The organism is Streptomyces sp. NPDC045956 (assembly GCF_056430705.1).
Window position 1 is genome coordinate 249,346 of sequence record NZ_JBWKKZ010000001.1, and the last position, 16,229, is coordinate 265,574.

A 16,229-nucleotide genomic window follows, 5' to 3' on the forward strand; every position below is an offset into this window, starting at 1 on the left:
CCGCCGGACCGCTTCCGCTACTCCACCGTCACCGACTTGGCGAGGTTGCGCGGCTTGTCGATGTCCCGGCCGAGGGCCAGGGCCGTGTGGTAGGCGAGGAGTTGCAGCGGGATGCCCATCAGGATGGGGTCCAGCTCGTCCTCGTTCTTCGGGACGACGATGGTGTGGTCGGCCTTCTCCTGCTCCTGGTGGGCGACCGCGAGGATCTGGCCGCTGCGGGCCTTGATCTCCTCCATCGCCGCGCGGTTCTTCTCCAGCAGGTCGTCGTCCGGCACGATCGCGACCGTCGGCAGGGCCGGCTCGATCAGGGCGAGCGGGCCGTGCTTCAGCTCGGAGGCCGGGTAGGCCTCGGCGTGGATGTAGGAGACCTCCTTGAGCTTCAGGGAGGCCTCACGGGCGACCGGGTAGCCCCGGACGCGGCCGATGAAGAGCATCGAGCGGGCGTCGGCGTACTGCGCGGCCAGCTTCTTGACGTCCTCCTCCTGCTCCAGCATCTCGGCGATCTGCGCGGGCAGCTTGCGCAGGCCCTCGATGATCCGCTTGCCGTCGCGCACCGAGAGGTCGCGGGTGCGGCCGAGGTGCAGGGCGAGCAGCGCGAAGGCGACGCAGGTGTTGGTGAAGCACTTAGTGGAGACGACGCAGACCTCGGGCCCGGCGTGCACGTACATGCCGCCGTCGGCCTCGCGGGCGATCGCCGAGCCGACCACGTTGACGATGCCGAGGACGCGGGCGCCCTTGCGCTTCAGCTCCTGGACGGCGGCCAGCACGTCGTACGTCTCACCGGACTGGGAGACGGCGATGTACAGGGTGTCGGGGTCGACGACCGCGTTGCGGTAGCGGAACTCGGAGGCGGGCTCGGCGTCCGCGGGGATACGGGCCAGCTCCTCGATCATCTGGGCGCCGATCTGGCCCGCGTGGTACGAGGTGCCGCAGCCGAGGATCTTCACCCGGCGCACGGCCCGCGCGTCGCGGGCGTCCAGGTTGAGGCCGCCGAGGTGCACGGTGGAGAAGCGGTCGTCGATCCGGCCGCGCAGCACGCGGTCCACGGCCTCCGCCTGCTCGTGGATCTCCTTGTGCATGTAGGTGTCGTGGCCGCCCATGTCGTAGGAGGCGGCCTCCCACTCCACGGTGGTCGGCTCGGCGGTGGTGCGGGTGCCCTCGGTGGTGTAGGTGCGGAAGTCGTCCGCCTTGAGGGTGGCCATCTCGCCGTCGTCGAGGGTGACTATCTGGCGGGTGTGGGCGACCAGCGCGGCGATGTCCGAGGCGACGAACATCTCCTTCTCGCCGATGCCGAGGACGACCGGCGAGCCGTTGCGGGCGACGACGATGCGCTCGGGGAAGTCGGCGTGCATCACGGCGATGCCGTAGGTGCCCTCGATGACCCGCAGGGTCTCGCGGACCTTGTCCTCCAGCTTCTCGGCCTCGGAGCGCGCGATGAGGTGGACGAGGACCTCGGTGTCGGTCTCGGAGAGGAACTCGACGCCGTCCGCCTCCAGCTTGCGGCGCAGGTCGGCGGCGTTGTCGATGATGCCGTTGTGGACGACGGCGACCTTCTGGTCGGCCGACATGTGCGGGTGGGCGTTGGCGTCGGACGGGGCGCCGTGGGTGGCCCAGCGGGTGTGGGCGATGCCGGTGGTGCCCTTGAAGCGCGCCGGGACCTTGGCCTCCAGGTCGCGGACCCGGCCCTTGGCCTTGACCATCTTCAGGCCGGTCGCCTTCGGGGAGGTGACGACGATGCCCGCCGAGTCGTAGCCGCGGTACTCCAGCCGCTGGAGGCCCTCGAGGAGCAGGGGCGCGACGTCACGCTTGCCGATGTATCCGACGATTCCGCACATGTATACGTAAACCTCGTGTTCCTCTTCGGCTTCTCAGCCGTAGACGATGCGGCGCAGCTGGCGGAGCGACAGCTCCGGCGGTGCGACCGCCCGGTATTTCAGGTCCGCCTCGATCCGTTCGAAGATCGTCGCGTTCACCAGGCCCTGGGCCTGGAGCTCGCGGTGGCGGCGACGGACGTACTCCTCGGTCGTCTCGTCGAAGTAGGCGAGCACGTCCTGGACCACGCGCAGCGCCTCGCCCCGGCTGAGGGGCGTGGACCGCGTCAGATGATCAACGAGTTCGTCGTGCACCCGGTAGATCCTGGGGTACCGGTGAGGCTTTCGCAAGAATCCTGCCCGATTTCGGGCAGGCGTGCTGTGGGGCGGGTGGGGAGTACCCCTACATGCGCTTCAGCACCGCCTGTTTGGCGAGGGCGAACTCCTCGTCCGTGAGCACCCCGGAGCGGTGCAGTTCGCCCAGCTCCCGCAGCCGGCGCAGCAGCGCGTCGTGGTCGTCCTCGGCGGCGGGGGCCGGGGCCGGCGCCTCCTCGGCCGGCCGGGCGTCCTCCAGGGCGGCGGGGGCCGACGGATGCGGGAGGCGGGCCTGTACGGCCGCGGCGACCAGGGCCATCAGCGGGTCCCGCTTGAAACCCCACAGCTCCACGGCGTTGGGGTCGTACTTGGGCGGCACCTTGCTCGGCGCGGCCCGCACGGTGAAGCGGAGGTGGCCGTTCTCCAGGCCGACCGTCGGCTGCCACTCCACCGCGACGATGTCGGTGAGGGGCAGGGTGCGCGGACCGGCGGCCGACTTGGCGTCCTCCGCCTGCCACTTCCACTCCAGGCGGACGCGCTCCCCGTCGAAGCTCGCGACGCCGTCCCCGGCCGACACCGACAGCGGTACGGAGGGTCCCGGCAGCAGGTAGGCGTCGACCGGGCCGGACGGAACCTGGTCCAGGAGCAGGGCGTTGCGCACCTCGTCCGTGAAGTACTCGGCGACGCCGTACCGGTCGGCGTCCACGGTCAGCTGGTACGGGTCGTGCGGCTCGGTCAGCCGGCCGCCGGTGGCGTGCAGCAGCGGGTCGGCGCCGTCCCGCAGCCGCAGCCGCAGCCGCCCGGACTTCTTGCCCTGCTCGAACGATATGCCCGCCAACGCCGTCAGCGGGACGCTCAGTTCACCCAGCTCCCGGCGGAGCAGGCTGACGTTCTTGTCCCGTCCGGGAGTCAGCCGCAGGGTGTCGCCGTCGAAGACCCACGTGCCGTCCTTCTGGATGATTTCCGCCATGTGGAGATTGTTCCATCGACGCTGCGCGGGGTGGTGGTGCGGGACCGTGGTCCCTACCCTCTGGGACACATCTCTGTACGCCTCACAAGGGAGCGCACGTGAGACCTCATCGGCGGCACCACGGCACGACCCCCCGACTGACCCGTCTGCTGGGCTCGTTGCTGCTGGTGGCGACGGCCTGCGCCGTCACCACCGGCGCCGCGCCGACCCGGGCGACGGCGGCGACCCCCCTGCACCAGGTGATCCCGGCCCCCGCCTCGGTGGACCCGGGCGGCGCCCCGTACCGCATCACCGGTGGCACCCGCATCCGTGTGGACGACTCGGGCGGGGCGCGCCGGGTCGGCGACTACCTCGCGGACGTCCTGCGGCCCTCCACCGGCTACCGACTGCCCGTCACCTCCCACGGCGGGGGCGGCATCCGGCTCCGTCTGGCGGCGGGACCGTACGGCGCCGAGGGGTACCGCCTCGACAGCGGCCGCGCCGGTGTCACCATCACCGCCCGGGAGACGGCCGGCCTCTTCCACGGCGTCCAGACCCTGCGCCAGCTCCTGCCCGCCGCCGTCGAGAAGGACTCCGTGCAGCCCGGCCCCTGGCTGGTCGCGGGCGGCACCATCGAGGACGTCCCGCGCTACGAGTGGCGGGCCGCCATGCTGGACGTCTCCCGGCACTTCTTCGGCGTCGACGAGGTCAAGCGCTACATCGACCGCGTCGCCCTCTACAAGTACAACAAGCTCCACCTGCACCTCAGCGACGACCAGGGCTGGCGCATCGCCGTCGACTCCTGGCCGCGCCTGGCGACGTACGGCGGCTCCACCGAGGTGGGCGGCGGACCCGGCGGCTTCTACACCAAGGCCGACTACCGGGAGATCGTGCGGTACGCCGCCTCCCGCCACCTGGAGGTCGTCCCCGAGATCGACATGCCCGGCCACACCAACGCGGCCCTCGCCTCCTACGCCGAGCTGAACTGCGACGGCGTGGCACCCCCGCTGTACACCGGCATCGAGGTCGGCTTCAGCTCGCTCTGCGTCGACAAGGAGGTCACCTACGACTTCGTCGACGACGTCGTCGGGGAACTGGCCGCCCTCACCCCGGGCCGTTACCTCCACATCGGCGGCGACGAGGCGCACTCCACCCCGCACGACGACTACGTGAAGTTCATGGACCGGGTCCAGCCGATCGTCGCCCGGCACGGCAAGACGGTCATCGGCTGGCACCAGCTGGCCGGGGCGAACCCGGCCGAGGGCGCGCTGGTCCAGTACTGGGGCCTGGACCGGACCAGCGACGCGGAGAAGGCGCGGGTCGCCGAGGCCGCGCGGAACGGCACCGGGCTGATCCTGTCCCCGGCCGACCGGACGTACCTGGACATGAAGTACACCAAGGACACCCCGCTGGGCCTGTCCTGGGCGGGCTACGTGGAGGTGCGGCGCTCCTACGACTGGGACCCGGGCGCCTATCTGCCGGGCGCCCCGGCCTCCGCGGTGCGCGGGGTCGAGGCGCCGATGTGGACGGAGACCCTGGAGAACCCGGACCAGCTCGACTTCATGGCCTTCCCGCGGCTGCCGGGCGCCGCCGAGCTGGGCTGGTCGCCGGCCTCGACGCACGACTGGGACACCTACAAGGTGCGGCTCGCCGCGCAGGCCCCGCGCTGGGAGGCGATGGGCATCGACTACTACCGGTCGCCGCAGGTCCCCTGGGCCGGCTGACGGCAGACGCGGAAGCGGGCACCCCGGAGGACCGTCTCCGGGGTGCCCGCTCGTCCGTGGGGGCCTTCGCTACCGGCCCGCGAGGGGGTTCTTCAGGGTGCCGATCAGCTGGAGCGCGCCGGACGGGTCGGCGAGGTCCACCATCTGCTTGTTGTTGCGCAGCTGGAGCCGGTTGAGGCAGGACAGCGCGAACTCGGGCGCGAACATGTCGTACCGCTCGAACTTGTCGGCCAGCTCCGGCACCGACTCCTGGTACTCGCGGGTGACCTCGGCCACCGTCCGCCAGAAGGCGTCCTCCTCGACGATCCCCTCGTCGGCCAGGTTCGCCGCGAGGAAGCGGAAGAAGCAGTCGAAGACGTCCGTGAAGATCGACAGCAGCTTCTTGTCCTCGGGGACCTCGACCGCGATCCGGGAGACCTCCGGCGGCAGCACCGCGTCCGGGTCCATCACCGCGATCTCCTCGGCGATGTCCTTGTAGATGGCGCGCCGCACGACGCCGTCCTCCAGGACGAGGATGACGTTCTCGCCGTGCGGCATGTAGACCAGGTCGTAGGCGTAGAAGCTGTGCAGCAGCGGGACGAAGTAGGCCCGCAGGTAGTGCCGCAGCCACTCGGTGGGTGCGAGCCCCGACCGCTCGATCAGCGCGCCCGCGAAGGAGGCGCCCCGGTGGTCGACGTGGACGAGCGAGGCCATGGTGGCGAGCGATTCGCCCTCCTGGAGGGACGGCACCGGGCTCTCCCGCCACAGCGCCGCCAGCATCTTGCGGTACGGCGAGTAGCGGTCGGTGGCCCGCTCGTACTCCAGGTGCCGGTAGCCGACGGCCGCCCGCTCCCGGATGATGCTCAGGCCCGTCGACTTGAGCACCGGGTCGCCGTCGATGAGCTGGGCCAGCCAGTCGTTGATGGCCGGGGTCGCCTCCATGTACGCCGCCGACAGGCCGCGCATGAAGCCCATGTTGAGGACGGACAGGGCCGTCTTCACGTAGTGCTTCTCGGGGTGCGAGGAGTTGAAGAAGGTCCGGATGGACTGCTGGGCCAGGTACTCGTCGTCGCCCTCGCCGAGGCAGACCAGGTGCCCGCGGGCGACCTCGGCGGCGAAGGTGACGGTGAGCTTGTTCCACCACTGCCAGGGGTGGACGGGGATGAACAGGTAGTCGGCCGGGTCCAGGCCCCGCTCGCGCAGCACGCCGTGGAAGCGGTCGACGGTCCCCGCGCCCAGCTCGTCGCGGACGAAGGACTCGTACGCGATGCCCACGCCCGCCGTGAACGCCGCCCGCGAGCGGTGCGCGGCCAGCCACACCAGGCGGACCGGGCTCGCGGTCTCGGGGGCGTACGACAGGTACTCGTGGACGCCGAAGCCGAGCCGTCCGTTGTTGGCGACGAAGCAGGGGTGGCCCTCGGTCATGCCGGTCTCGATGGCCTGGAAGCCGCTGTCCACCAGCTCGGCGGAGGTGAGCTTCGGCTTGGTGAGCTTGTAGCAGGTCCCGGAGAGGGTGGAGGAGATCTCCTCCAGGTAGACCGGCAGGATCTCGTCGCTCAGCCCCAGCGTCTCCTTCAGCTCGACGAAGAAGTCGAGCGCGGCCAGGGGCAGCTCCGCGCCGTCCCGGTGCCGGGTGACCGAGTCGGCGTCGACCTGCCAGTGGTCCAGGGCGCGGACGGTCGCGGTGAAGCGGTACTCGGTCCCGCCGTCGTCGCCGCGGACGACGTACGCGTCGCCCGCGGTGTGCTCCGGCGTGAGCAGCCGCTCGTGCGTGAACTCGGCCAGGGCCTTGCGGATCAGGAGGCGGTTGGCCTGCTCCCAGCGCTCGGGGGAGAGGTGGGCCACGGCGTCGGCGAGGCTCATGCGGACACCGCCTTCTCGAACTGCTCGCGGGTGCAGAAGCTCAGCAACGCCTTCTTCTCCGGCTTCTGGATCTCGCGCTCGGGCACGAATCCGACGGCTGCGTTCAGGGCGTGGACGGCCTGGTTGTCGACGTCCGGCTCCACGACGACCCGGGCGGTCGCCGGGTCGGCGAACAGCTCGGCCATGACGGCGGTGATGACGGCCCGGGTGAAGCCGTGCACGGGCCGGTCGGTGGGGGCGACCAGGAAGTGCATGCCGACGTCGCCCGGCTCGGGCTCGTACAGGCCGGTCAGCTCGCGGTGGGCCGGGTCGTACTTCTCCATCAGGAAGGCGGGGACGCCGTCGTGCAGGCCGATGAAGGCGTGGTGGTGCTCGTCGGCGGCTATCTCCATGTACGCGCGCTCGACGTCGACCAGTTTCGCCTCCTGCATCATCCAGAACGCGGACTTGGGGTGGGTGACCCAGCTGTGGAGGAGGGCGGCGTCCTTCAGCGGGTCGAGGGGGCGGAGGGTCAGGGCGCCGATGCCGGCGGCCTTCGTGGGGGTGGTCATGCGCTGAACTCCTGGAACGCGATCGACTTCTCGACCGGGTAGTACTCGGTGCCGAGCAGCTCTCGGATGATGTAGCTGTTGCGGTAGGCACCCATGCCCAGATCGGGGCTGGTGATGCTGTGCGTGTGGACACCCGCGTTCTGAAGGAACACGCCCTGCCCGGTGACGTCGACGGCGTAGTTGCGGGCGACGTCGAGGTTGCCCCGCGCGTCGTGGCGCAGCCGGTCCCGGACGGGCTTGAGGAACTCCGGCTCGGCGTACTTGTAGCCGGTGGCCAGGACCAGGCCCTGGGTCTCGATCTCGAAGTCCTTGCCCTGCTCCTCCTGGCGGAAGCCGAGCGTGTACGTGCCGTCCGCGTACCGGGCGTCGGTCAGGGCCGAGTTGGTGAGCAGCCGGGTGGGGACCGGGCCGCCGAGCTTCTTCTGGTAGAGCAGGTCGAAGATCTCGTTGATCAGGTCGCCGTCGATGCCCTTGAAGAGGCCCTTCTGCTCGGCCGTGAGCCGGTAGCGGGTGTCCTCCGGCAGCGCGTGGTAGTAGTCCACGTACTCCGGGGAGGTCATCTCCAGGGTGAGCTTGGTGTACTCCAGCGGGAAGAAGCGCGGGGAGCGCGTCACCCAGTTGAGCCGGTACCCGTGGACGTCGATCTCGCTGAGCAGGTCGTAGTAGATCTCGGCGGCGGACTGGCCGCTGCCGACCAGCGTGATCGAGTCCTTCTTCTGCAGCTCGGCCTTGTGCTGCATGTAGCGCGAGTTGTGGAGGAAGTCCCCCGCCAGGCCGCGGCAGGCGTCCGGGATGTGCGGCGGGGTGCCGGTGCCGAGCACGAGGCGGCGGGCGCGGTAGGTGTCGCCGCCGGTGGTCGCGACGACGTACAGCTCGTCCCGCTCGTCGTAGGTCACCTCGGTGACCGTCGTGGAGAAGCGGACGCAGCTCAGCTTGTTCGCGGCCCAGCGGCAGTAGTCGTCGTACTCGACGCGCAGCGGGTAGAAGTTCTCCCGGATGTAGAACGAGTAGAGCCGGCCCTTCTCCTTCAGGTAGCTGAGGAAGGAGTACGGGGAGGTCGGGTCGGCGAGCGTGACCAGGTCCGACATGAACGGGGTCTGGAGGTGGGCGCCCTCCAGGAACATGCCGGCGTGCCACTCGAAGTCCGGCTTGGACTCCAGGAAGACGCCGTTCAGTTCGGCGATGGGCTCGGTCAGGCAGGCAAGCCCGAGGTTGAAGGGGCCGAGGCCGATCCCCACGAAGTCGTACGTCGTGGTGGACTCAGGAAGCGCGGTCAAGGGACTCTCCCAGGTACTGCTCGGCGTGGCCGGCGATCAGGTCGAGGACGGCGGCGATGTCGGCCGTGGTCGTCTCGGGGTTGAGCAGGGTGAACTTCAGGTAGTGGCGTCCGGCCACCTTGGTGCCCGCGACCACGGCGTCGCCGGAGGCGAACAGGGCCTTGCGGGCGTACAGGTTGGCGCGGTCGATCTCGGCGGGGTCGGTGACGGCCGCCGGGATGTAGCGGAAGACCAGGGTGGACAGGCTCGGCTCGACGACGACGTCGAAGCGGGGGTCGGCGGCGAGCAGCTGCCAGCCCTCGGCGGCCAGGTCGCACACCTCGTCGAAGAGCTGCCCGATGCCGTCGGCGCCCATCACGCGCAGCGTCATCCACAGCTTGAGCGCGTCGAAGCGGCGGGTGGTCTGCAGGGACTTGTCCACCTGGTTGGGGATACGTTCCTGCACCATGCGGCGCGGGTTGAGGTACTCCGCGTGGTAGGTGGCGTGGCGCAGCGTGGCCGCGTCCCTGACCAGCACGGCGGAGGAACTCACCGGCTGGAAGAAGGACTTGTGGTAGTCCACGGTGACCGAGTCGGCCCGCTCGATGCCGGTCAGCCGGTCCCGGTACTTCAGGGAGGCGAGCAGCCCGCAGCCGTAGGCCGCGTCCACGTGCATCCACACGCCGTACTGCTCGCACAGTTCGGCGATCTCCGGCAGCGGGTCGATGGAGCCGAAGTCGGTGGTGCCGCTGGTGGCGACGACGGCCATGGGGACGAGGCCGTCCTGCGCGCAGCGCTCCAGTTCGCGGGCGAGGGCGACGGTCTGCATGCGCTTGTCGTGGTCGACGGGGATCGAGACGACGGCATCGGGGCCGAGGCCGAGCAGTTTCGCCGACTTCTTCACGCTGAAGTGGCTGACCTCGGAGGCGAAGACGCGCAGGTCGGCGAGGTTCTCGGTCTTCGCCTCCTCGCGGGCCAGGAGCAGCGCCTGGAGGTTGGACTGCGTGCCGCCGGAGGTGAACACGCCGTCGGCGGCCGGGCCGAGGCCGATGCGGGCGGTGGTCCAGTCGATCAGTTTGCGCTCGATGAGCGTGCCGCCGGCCGACTGGTCCCAGGTGTCCAGGGAGGAGTTGACGGCGGACAGGACCGCCTCGCCGAGCACGGCCGGGATGACGACCGGGCAGTTGAGGTGGGCGAGGTAGCGGGGGTGGTGGAAGTAGACGGCGTCGCGGAGGTAGACGTCCTCCAGCTCGTCGAGGACCGCGGCCGTGTCGTGCAGCGGCCGGTCGAGGTCGATCGCGTCGATGCGGGGGGAGAGGGCGTCGACCGCGATGCCGGTGAACGGGCGGTCGGTGGTGGCGATTCTGGCGGCCACCCGCTCGACTCCTTCGGTCACGGAGCGGCGGTACTGCTCCGCGGTGGCGTCGTTGAGCAGGTGCGATCGCATGTGGGGGTCCTCCGGTGGGGACAGGTCCGAGAGGGGCGGGAGAGGGGCAGGAGCCCTCGGTTCACTTAGGTTAGCCTAACCTAACTCTCTTCGGTCGCGTGCATGCCAGGACGTGACTGACGTCACTCGCGTCACAACCATGGGTGACGTACGGGGAGTTGGGGCCGCGCCGGCCGGTCCGGCCGGGCGTGCGCGGCCCGCGCGTCAGCCCTGCTCGCGGAGTTGTTCCTCCGTCAGGCCCTGGCGCCAGTAGCCGACGAAGGTGACGCGGCGGCGGTCGACGCCGCGCTCGCCCACGAAGTGCCGGCGCAGTTGCTTGACGCGTCCGGACTCGCCGGCGATCCACACGTAGGGGTGGGCGGCGGGCGGGAGCTGGGCCGCGCGGAGGGTGGCGAGGGTGGCTTCGGGGCCGTCGGTGGAGTCCCGTACCAGCCAGGTGACCTCGGCGTCCGCCGCCGTCTCCAGAACCTGGACGTCCTCGGCGTGCGGGACCTCCAGCCAGACCCGGGCGCGGGTGCCGGCCGGCAGCGACTCGACGATCGCGCAGGCGGCCGGCACGGCGGTCTCGTCGCCCCAGACCACCACCAGGTCGGTGTCCTCGGGCGGGCGGAAGCGGATCGCCCGGTTGTCGGCGACCGCCGGGCCGAGCAGCAGGACCCGGTCGCCGGGGGCGGCCCCCGCGGCCCAGCGGGCGGCGGGGCCGGGCTGGACCGGCGACCGGGGGTCGACCCCGTGGAGCACGAAGTCGATGTCGATCTCGACGGTGTCGCCGTCGGCGTCCCGGCGCAGCGCCCGCAGCGTGTAGGAGCGCATCACCGCCCGCACGTCGTCGGGCAGTTCGCGCCAGCCCTGCCACCAGCCGTCGCCCAGCTCGACCGGCACCGCCGGCTCGGTCTGGCCCGGATGCGGCAGGAACAGTGACAGGGACTGGTCCTGCCCGTCGGAGTGGAAGGCGCTCAGGTCGGGGCCCGCGAAGGTGACCCGGGCCAGAGACGGACCGAGCCGCCTCGTCCGTACGACCTGGAGGGCAAAGAAACGGAACGGGGCGGCTACGGCCGTCGTCATGGAGGGCTCCGGGGAGAAGGGGAGGGTCAGCCGACCTTCTTGGCGTTCTCGATCGCCTCGGCCAGGTTGTCGAGCAGCGGCGTGCACTTGTCGTAGGACAGGATCGGCTCGGGGGAGCGGGCGATGACCTGGCCGGCCTTGACCGCGGGGAGCTGCTTCCAGGTGCCCTCGGTGATGTCCGCGGGCTGGATGGTGGAGGCGCGGTCGTCCATGATGATGACGTCGGCCGGGTACTTGTCGACGTTCTCCCAGCTCAGGGACTCGAACCAGCCGCCGGTCGCCTTCTTGGCGTCCTCCGAGGGCTCGACGAAGTTCACGCCGAGGGCCTTGAAGTACTCCAGGTCGACGGAGAGGTTGGTGCCGGAGACGTAGAACAGCTCGGCGCTCGCGGAGCCGGCCAGCACCCGGATCTCCGGCTTGGCCTTGGCGGCGGCGCGCAGCCGGGCCGCGGCCTTCTCGAAGGCGGCCTTGGCGTCGGTGACCTTCTTGGCCTTCATGTCGGCGCCGAGCGACTCGGCCAGCTCCCACATGCGCTGGAGCGGCTGGGTGAGCTGGCGGTCGAAGACGGAGATCGCGACGCTCGGGGCGAGCTTGGCGACCTTGTCCTTCGAGTCCTCGGGGACGGACCACAGGGTGCCCGCCGTGTCGAAGGTCGTGGTGACGAGCAGCTCGGGGGCGAGGGTGGCGTACTTCTCGACGTTGAGCTTGCCCCACTCGTTGCCGAGGACGGTGACCTTGTCGACGTCGAGGTCGCCGGCCTGGACGTCGGGCTTGCCGTCCTTGGTCGTGGTGGGACCGAAGACGCCCTTGACCTGGACGCCGTAGTCGTGGAGGGCGGCGGCGACGCCGGTGAAGGCGACGATGCTCGTGGGGACCTCGTCGAGCTTCACGGTCGTGCCGCGGTCGTCCTTGAAGGACCAGGGGCCGGACTTCGCGGCCGCCTTGTCGTCCGAGCCACCGCTCTTCGCGTCGTCGTCACCGCAGGCCGTGAGCGCGGCGCCGAGGCCGAGTGCGCCGCCCGCGGCGAGGATTCCGCGGCGGGTCAGGTGGGTAGCTCTGGCGTTGGGCATGGTGTGGCTGCTTTCGAACGGTGCGGAGCCTCCGCGGGACAAGTTCAAGGTAGGTTAGCCTAACCTCAGATCTTGTCCAGTGGCGGGGCGGTGACCCACCCCGCCCCGGCCGTCCGGCGCCTAGCTCACCAGGCCCAACTCCCGGGCGATCAGCATCCGCTGGACCTCGCTGGTGCCCTCGCCGATCTCCAGGATCTTCGCGTCCCGCCACATCCGGGCCACCGGGTACTCGTTCATGAAGCCGTACCCGCCGTGGATCTGCGTCGCGTCCCGGGCGTTGTCCACCGCGACCGTCGACGAGTACAGCTTCGCCAGTGCCGCCTCCTTCTTGAAGGGCTCGCCCGTCACCAGCCGGGAGGCCGCGTCGCGCCAGGCGAGCCGGGAGGTGTGGGCCTTCATCTCCATGTCGGCGATCTTGAACTGGATGGCCTGGTTGGCGCCGATCGGCTTGCCGAAGGCGTGCCGTTCCTTCGCATAGGCGACCGACTCGTCCACACAGCCCTGCGCGAGGCCGGTGCCCAGCGCGGCGATGGCGATCCGCCCCTCGTCCAGGATGCGCAGGAACTGGGCGTAGCCCCGGCCCTGTTCGCCCAGCAGGTTCGCCGCCGGGACCCGGACGTCGGAGAAGGACAGCTCACGGGTGTCCGAGGCGTTCCAGCCGACCTTCGAGTAGGGGGCTGCCACCGTGAAGCCCGGGGTGCCGGACGGGACGATGATCGCCGAGATCAGCGGACGGCCGTCCGGCTTGCGGCCGGTGACCGCCGTGACGGTCACCAGGCCCGTGATGTCCGTGCCCGAGTTGGTGATGAAGCACTTGGTGCCGTTGATGACCCACTCGTCGGTCGCCTCGTCCAGGCGGGCCGTCGTGCGCGTCGCCCCCGCGTCCGAGCCGCCGTCCGGCTCGGTCAGGCCGAAGGCGCCGAGGATCTCGCCGGAGCACAGCCGGGGCAGCCACGCGCGCTTCTGCTCCTCGGTGCCGAACAGGTGCAACGGCATCGCGCCCAGCGAGACGCCCGCCTCCAGGGTGATGGCCACCGACGAGTCGACGCGGGCCAGCTCCTCCAGGGCGATGCCGAGGGCGAGGTAGTCGCCGCCCATGCCGCCGTACTCCTCCGGGAACGGCAGGCCGAACAGGCCCATGCGGCCCATCTCCCGGACGATCTCGTACGGGAACTCGTGCCGCTCGTAGAAGTCGCCGATCTTGGGCGCCACGACGTCGTGGGCGAACGCCTCCACCGTGCGGCGGAGGTCCTCGAGTTCGGGGGAGAGCTTGTGGTCCATGCTGTCACTGCTCCTGGTGGGAGAGGGCTCGAACGGTCCGGGACGGGCTGGGTCGGCCCAGGTGGGCGGCCATCCAGACGCTGGTGGCGACGAGACGGCCGAGGTCGATGCCGGTGTCGATGCCGAGGCCGCGCAGCATCCACACGAGGTCCTCGGTGGCGAGGTTGCCGGTGGCGGACTTGGCGTAGGGGCAGCCGCCGAGCCCGCCGGCGGAGGCGTCGACCGTGGTGACGCCGTGCCGCAGCGCGGTCAGCGTGTTGGACAGGGCCTGGCCGTAGGTGTCGTGGAAGTGGACGCCGAGCGCGTCCACCGGGACACCGGCGCCGATCAGGGCGGTGAGCAGGGCGCCGACGTGGCCCGGTGTCGCCACCCCGATGGTGTCGCCGAGGCTGAGTTCGTCGCAGCCCATGTCCAGCAGGGCCCGGCACACCTTCACCACCTGCTCGACGGGGACCGGCCCCTCCCACGGGTCGCCGAAGCACATCGAGAGGTAGCCCCGTACGTGAACGTCGTCCGCCTCCTTCGCCCGCGCCACCACCGGCGCGAACATGGCCAGCGCCTCGTCCACCGTGCGGTTGAGGTTCGCTTTGGCGAAGGACTCGGTGGCGCTGGCGAAGACCGCGACGCGGCGGGCGCCGAGCGCCAGGGCCCGGTCGAGGCCCCGTTCGTTGGGGACGAGCACGGGCAGGTCCACCGGCAGGCCGGCCACCGCCGCGAACAGCTCCTCCGCGTCGGCCAGCTGCGGTACCCACTTGGGGTGCACGAAGCTCGTCGCCTCGATGGTGGTCAGGCCGGCGCCGGCCAGCCGGCGGACGAACTCCGCCTTGACCTCCACCGGGACGATCGCCTTCTCGTTCTGCAGGCCGTCGCGCGCGCCCACCTCGTGGACGCGGACGCGGGCGGGCAGGCCCTCGGCCGGTACGACCATGGGCAGGCCCGTCTCCGGGGTGTTCATGCCGTCTCCTCCTCGCCCTCGCCGGCCGGGGTGACGACCGCCAGCACCTGGTCCATGGCGACCGTCGTGCCCGGCGCCACGTCCAGTTCGGCGACGGTGCCGGCGTGCGGGGCGGAGATGACGTGCTCCATCTTCATCGCCTCCACGACCAGCAGGCTCTGCCCGGCGGCCACCTCGTCGCCGACGGCGACCTTCACCACCGTCACCGTGCCCGGCATCGGCGCGGTCAGCGAGTCGGCGCCCGCGTGGGCGGCGCCCGTGAGGGAGGCGGCGACCGGGTCGTGGTCGCGCACGTGCCAGGCGTCGCCGTCGCGGCCCAGCCAGTCGGCGGCGCGGTGGAAGGTGTGCCGGACGCCGTCCAGGGTCACCGACACGCGGTCCTCGGTGACGGTGTGGGTGCCGCGCGGGGTGTGTTCCACCGGATCGGTGACGCGCAGGGGGAAGGCGACCGGTTTCGGCTCGCCGCCCGTGCGCCAGCCGCTCGGCACGGAGAACGGGTCGATCCAGCCGTCGCCGCGCGGACGCAGCGCGTCCAGCCGGACGGCCGCCGCCGCCTCGTACACCTCCTCCGGTACGCCGGTGGGGACCAGGCCGTCCACCTCGCGCTCCACCAGCCCCGTGTCCAGCTCGCCCGCCACGACCGCCGGGTGGGCCAGCAGCCGGCGCAGGAACCCGGCGTTGGTCTGCACGCCCAGCGTCACCGTCCCGGCCAGGGCTGCCCGGAGCCTGCGCAGGGCGGTCGCGCGGTCGGGGCCGTAGGCGATCACCTTGGAGAGCATCGGGTCGTAGAGGCTGCCGACCTCGCCGCCCTCGCTGAGCCCCGAGTCGGTGCGCACACCGTCGCCCTGGGGCTCGTGCAGCCGCAGCACCGTGCCGCCGGAGGGGAGGAAGCCGCGCGAGGGGTCCTCCGCGCACAGCCGCGCCTCGACCGCGTGCCCGGTCAGCCGCACGTCCGCTTGCGTGAACCCGAGCGGCTCGCCCGCCGCCACCCGCAGCTGCCACTCCACCAGGTCCAGGCCCGTGACCAGCTCGGTCACCGGGTGCTCCACCTGGAGACGGGTGTTCATCTCCATGAAGTAGTACTGCGAGGGGTCGCCGCCGGGCACGATGAACTCCACCGTGCCCGCGCCCCGGTACCCGCAGGAGCGGGCCGCCTGCACGGCGGCCTCGCCCATCGCGGCGCGGGTCGCCTCGTCGAGGAGCACGCTGGGTGCCTCCTCGATGATCTTCTGGTGGCGCCGCTGGAGCGAGCACTCGCGCTCGCCCAGGTGCACCACGTTGCCGTGGCCGTCGGCCAGCACCTGGATCTCGATGTGCCGGGGCCGGTCGATCCACCGCTCCACGAGCAGCGTGTCGTCGCCGAAGGAGGCGCGGGCCTCGCGGCGGGCGGCGGCGATCTCGTCGGCGAGCGCGGCGGCGTCCCGCACCAGGCGCATGCCCTTGCCGCCCCCGCCGGCCGACGGCTTCAGCAGCACCGGCATCCCGATCTCGCGGGCCGCCCCGGCGAGCTGCTCGTCCGTCAGCCCGCTGCCGCTGGAGCCGGGCACGACCGGCACCCCGGCCGCCTGCACCGTCTCCTTGGCGCGGATCTTGTCGCCCATCAGGGCGATGGCGTCGGCGGGAGGTCCGATGAAGACCAGCCCCGCCTCCTCGCAGGCCCGTGCGAAGGCGGCGTTCTCGGCGAGGAAGCCGTACCCCGGATGCACCGCCTGCGCCCCGGTCCGGGCCGCCGCCTCCAGCAGCCGCTCCACGGACAGATAGCTCTCCGCGGCCGGCGCCGGACCGATCCGTACCGCCTCGTCGGCCTCCCGCACGTGCCGCGCGTCCGCGTCGGCGTCGGAGAAGACCGCCACCGAGCGCACACCCAGCGAACGCAGCGTCCGGACGACGCGCACCGCGATCTCGCCGCGGTTGGCCACCAGTACCGTGTCGAACATCGAGCTCCCCATCGCGCTTCCCATCG

Annotated in this window: 13 protein-coding genes; 1 reads left to right on the forward strand and 12 read right to left on the reverse strand. The window is 71.3% G+C overall.

The features are described 5' to 3' along the window. Positions 1-17: 17 nt before the first annotated feature. The 3 genes from glmS to AC07FV_RS01120 form a co-directional block, all read right to left on the reverse strand. Complete coding sequence (gene glmS, locus AC07FV_RS01110; protein WP_361010857.1) at positions 18-1,835, reverse strand: glutamine--fructose-6-phosphate transaminase (isomerizing); 1,818 nt, start codon at positions 1,833-1,835, stop codon at positions 18-20. A gap of 33 nt (positions 1,836-1,868) precedes the next feature. Next, positions 1,869-2,126 (reverse strand): hypothetical protein, encoded by a 258-nt coding sequence (locus AC07FV_RS01115; RefSeq protein WP_004987724.1) that lies wholly within the window; start codon positions 2,124-2,126, stop codon positions 1,869-1,871. An 88-nt stretch (positions 2,127-2,214) separates the two neighbouring features. Further along, positions 2,215-3,096, reverse strand: a complete 882-nt coding sequence (locus AC07FV_RS01120) for a DUF4429 domain-containing protein (protein WP_479083760.1) — start codon at positions 3,094-3,096, stop codon at positions 2,215-2,217. A 98-nt stretch (positions 3,097-3,194) separates the two neighbouring features. Here AC07FV_RS01120 and AC07FV_RS01125 point away from each other — a divergent pair, with 98 nt between their 5' ends. Continuing rightward, positions 3,195-4,799, forward strand: a complete 1,605-nt coding sequence (locus tag AC07FV_RS01125) for a beta-N-acetylhexosaminidase (RefSeq protein ID WP_479083761.1) — start codon at positions 3,195-3,197, stop codon at positions 4,797-4,799. Between the two features lie 69 nt (positions 4,800-4,868). Here AC07FV_RS01125 and AC07FV_RS01130 read toward each other — a convergent pair whose 3' ends face one another. The 9 genes from AC07FV_RS01130 to AC07FV_RS01170 all read right to left on the reverse strand — a co-directional run bounded on the left by AC07FV_RS01130 (position 4,869) and on the right by AC07FV_RS01170 (position 16,203). Next, positions 4,869-6,641 carry an IucA/IucC family protein gene (locus tag AC07FV_RS01130; protein WP_479083763.1) on the reverse strand — a complete coding sequence of 591 codons (1,773 nt, stop codon included), beginning with the start codon at positions 6,639-6,641 and terminating at the stop codon, positions 4,869-4,871. Next, the gene (locus AC07FV_RS01135; RefSeq protein ID WP_479083764.1) at positions 6,638-7,192 is read right to left on the reverse strand and encodes a GNAT family N-acetyltransferase; all 555 of its coding nucleotides are present in this window, start codon (positions 7,190-7,192) and stop codon (positions 6,638-6,640) included. Before AC07FV_RS01135 ends, AC07FV_RS01130 begins: the two co-directional genes overlap by 4 nt. After that, positions 7,189-8,469 (reverse strand): lysine N(6)-hydroxylase/L-ornithine N(5)-oxygenase family protein, encoded by a 1,281-nt coding sequence (locus tag AC07FV_RS01140; protein WP_479083765.1) that lies wholly within the window; start codon positions 8,467-8,469, stop codon positions 7,189-7,191. The genes AC07FV_RS01135 and AC07FV_RS01140 overlap by 4 nt, the downstream gene beginning before the upstream one ends. Then, on the reverse strand, positions 8,453-9,895 hold the full coding sequence (gene desA, locus AC07FV_RS01145) for a lysine decarboxylase DesA (RefSeq protein ID WP_479083766.1): 1,443 nt from the start codon (positions 9,893-9,895) through the stop codon (positions 8,453-8,455). Before desA ends, AC07FV_RS01140 begins: the two co-directional genes overlap by 17 nt. Before the next feature lie 204 nt (positions 9,896-10,099). Beyond that, positions 10,100-10,960, reverse strand: a complete 861-nt coding sequence (locus AC07FV_RS01150; protein ID WP_479083767.1) for a siderophore-interacting protein — start codon at positions 10,958-10,960, stop codon at positions 10,100-10,102. Positions 10,961-10,986: 26 nt separating this feature from the next. Continuing rightward, positions 10,987-12,030, reverse strand: a complete 1,044-nt coding sequence (locus tag AC07FV_RS01155; RefSeq protein ID WP_479083768.1) for an ABC transporter substrate-binding protein — start codon at positions 12,028-12,030, stop codon at positions 10,987-10,989. Between the two features lie 120 nt (positions 12,031-12,150). Next, a complete protein-coding gene (locus AC07FV_RS01160) occupies positions 12,151-13,311 on the reverse strand; it encodes an acyl-CoA dehydrogenase family protein (RefSeq protein WP_479083769.1) in 1,161 nt (386 codons plus the stop codon). 4 nt (positions 13,312-13,315) lie between these two features. Further along, a complete protein-coding gene (locus tag AC07FV_RS01165; RefSeq protein ID WP_479083771.1) occupies positions 13,316-14,266 on the reverse strand; it encodes a hydroxymethylglutaryl-CoA lyase in 951 nt (316 codons plus the stop codon). After that, a complete protein-coding gene (locus AC07FV_RS01170; RefSeq protein WP_479083773.1) occupies positions 14,263-16,203 on the reverse strand; it encodes an acetyl/propionyl/methylcrotonyl-CoA carboxylase subunit alpha in 1,941 nt (646 codons plus the stop codon). The genes AC07FV_RS01165 and AC07FV_RS01170 overlap by 4 nt, the downstream gene beginning before the upstream one ends. Positions 16,204-16,229: the final 26 nt, after the last annotated feature.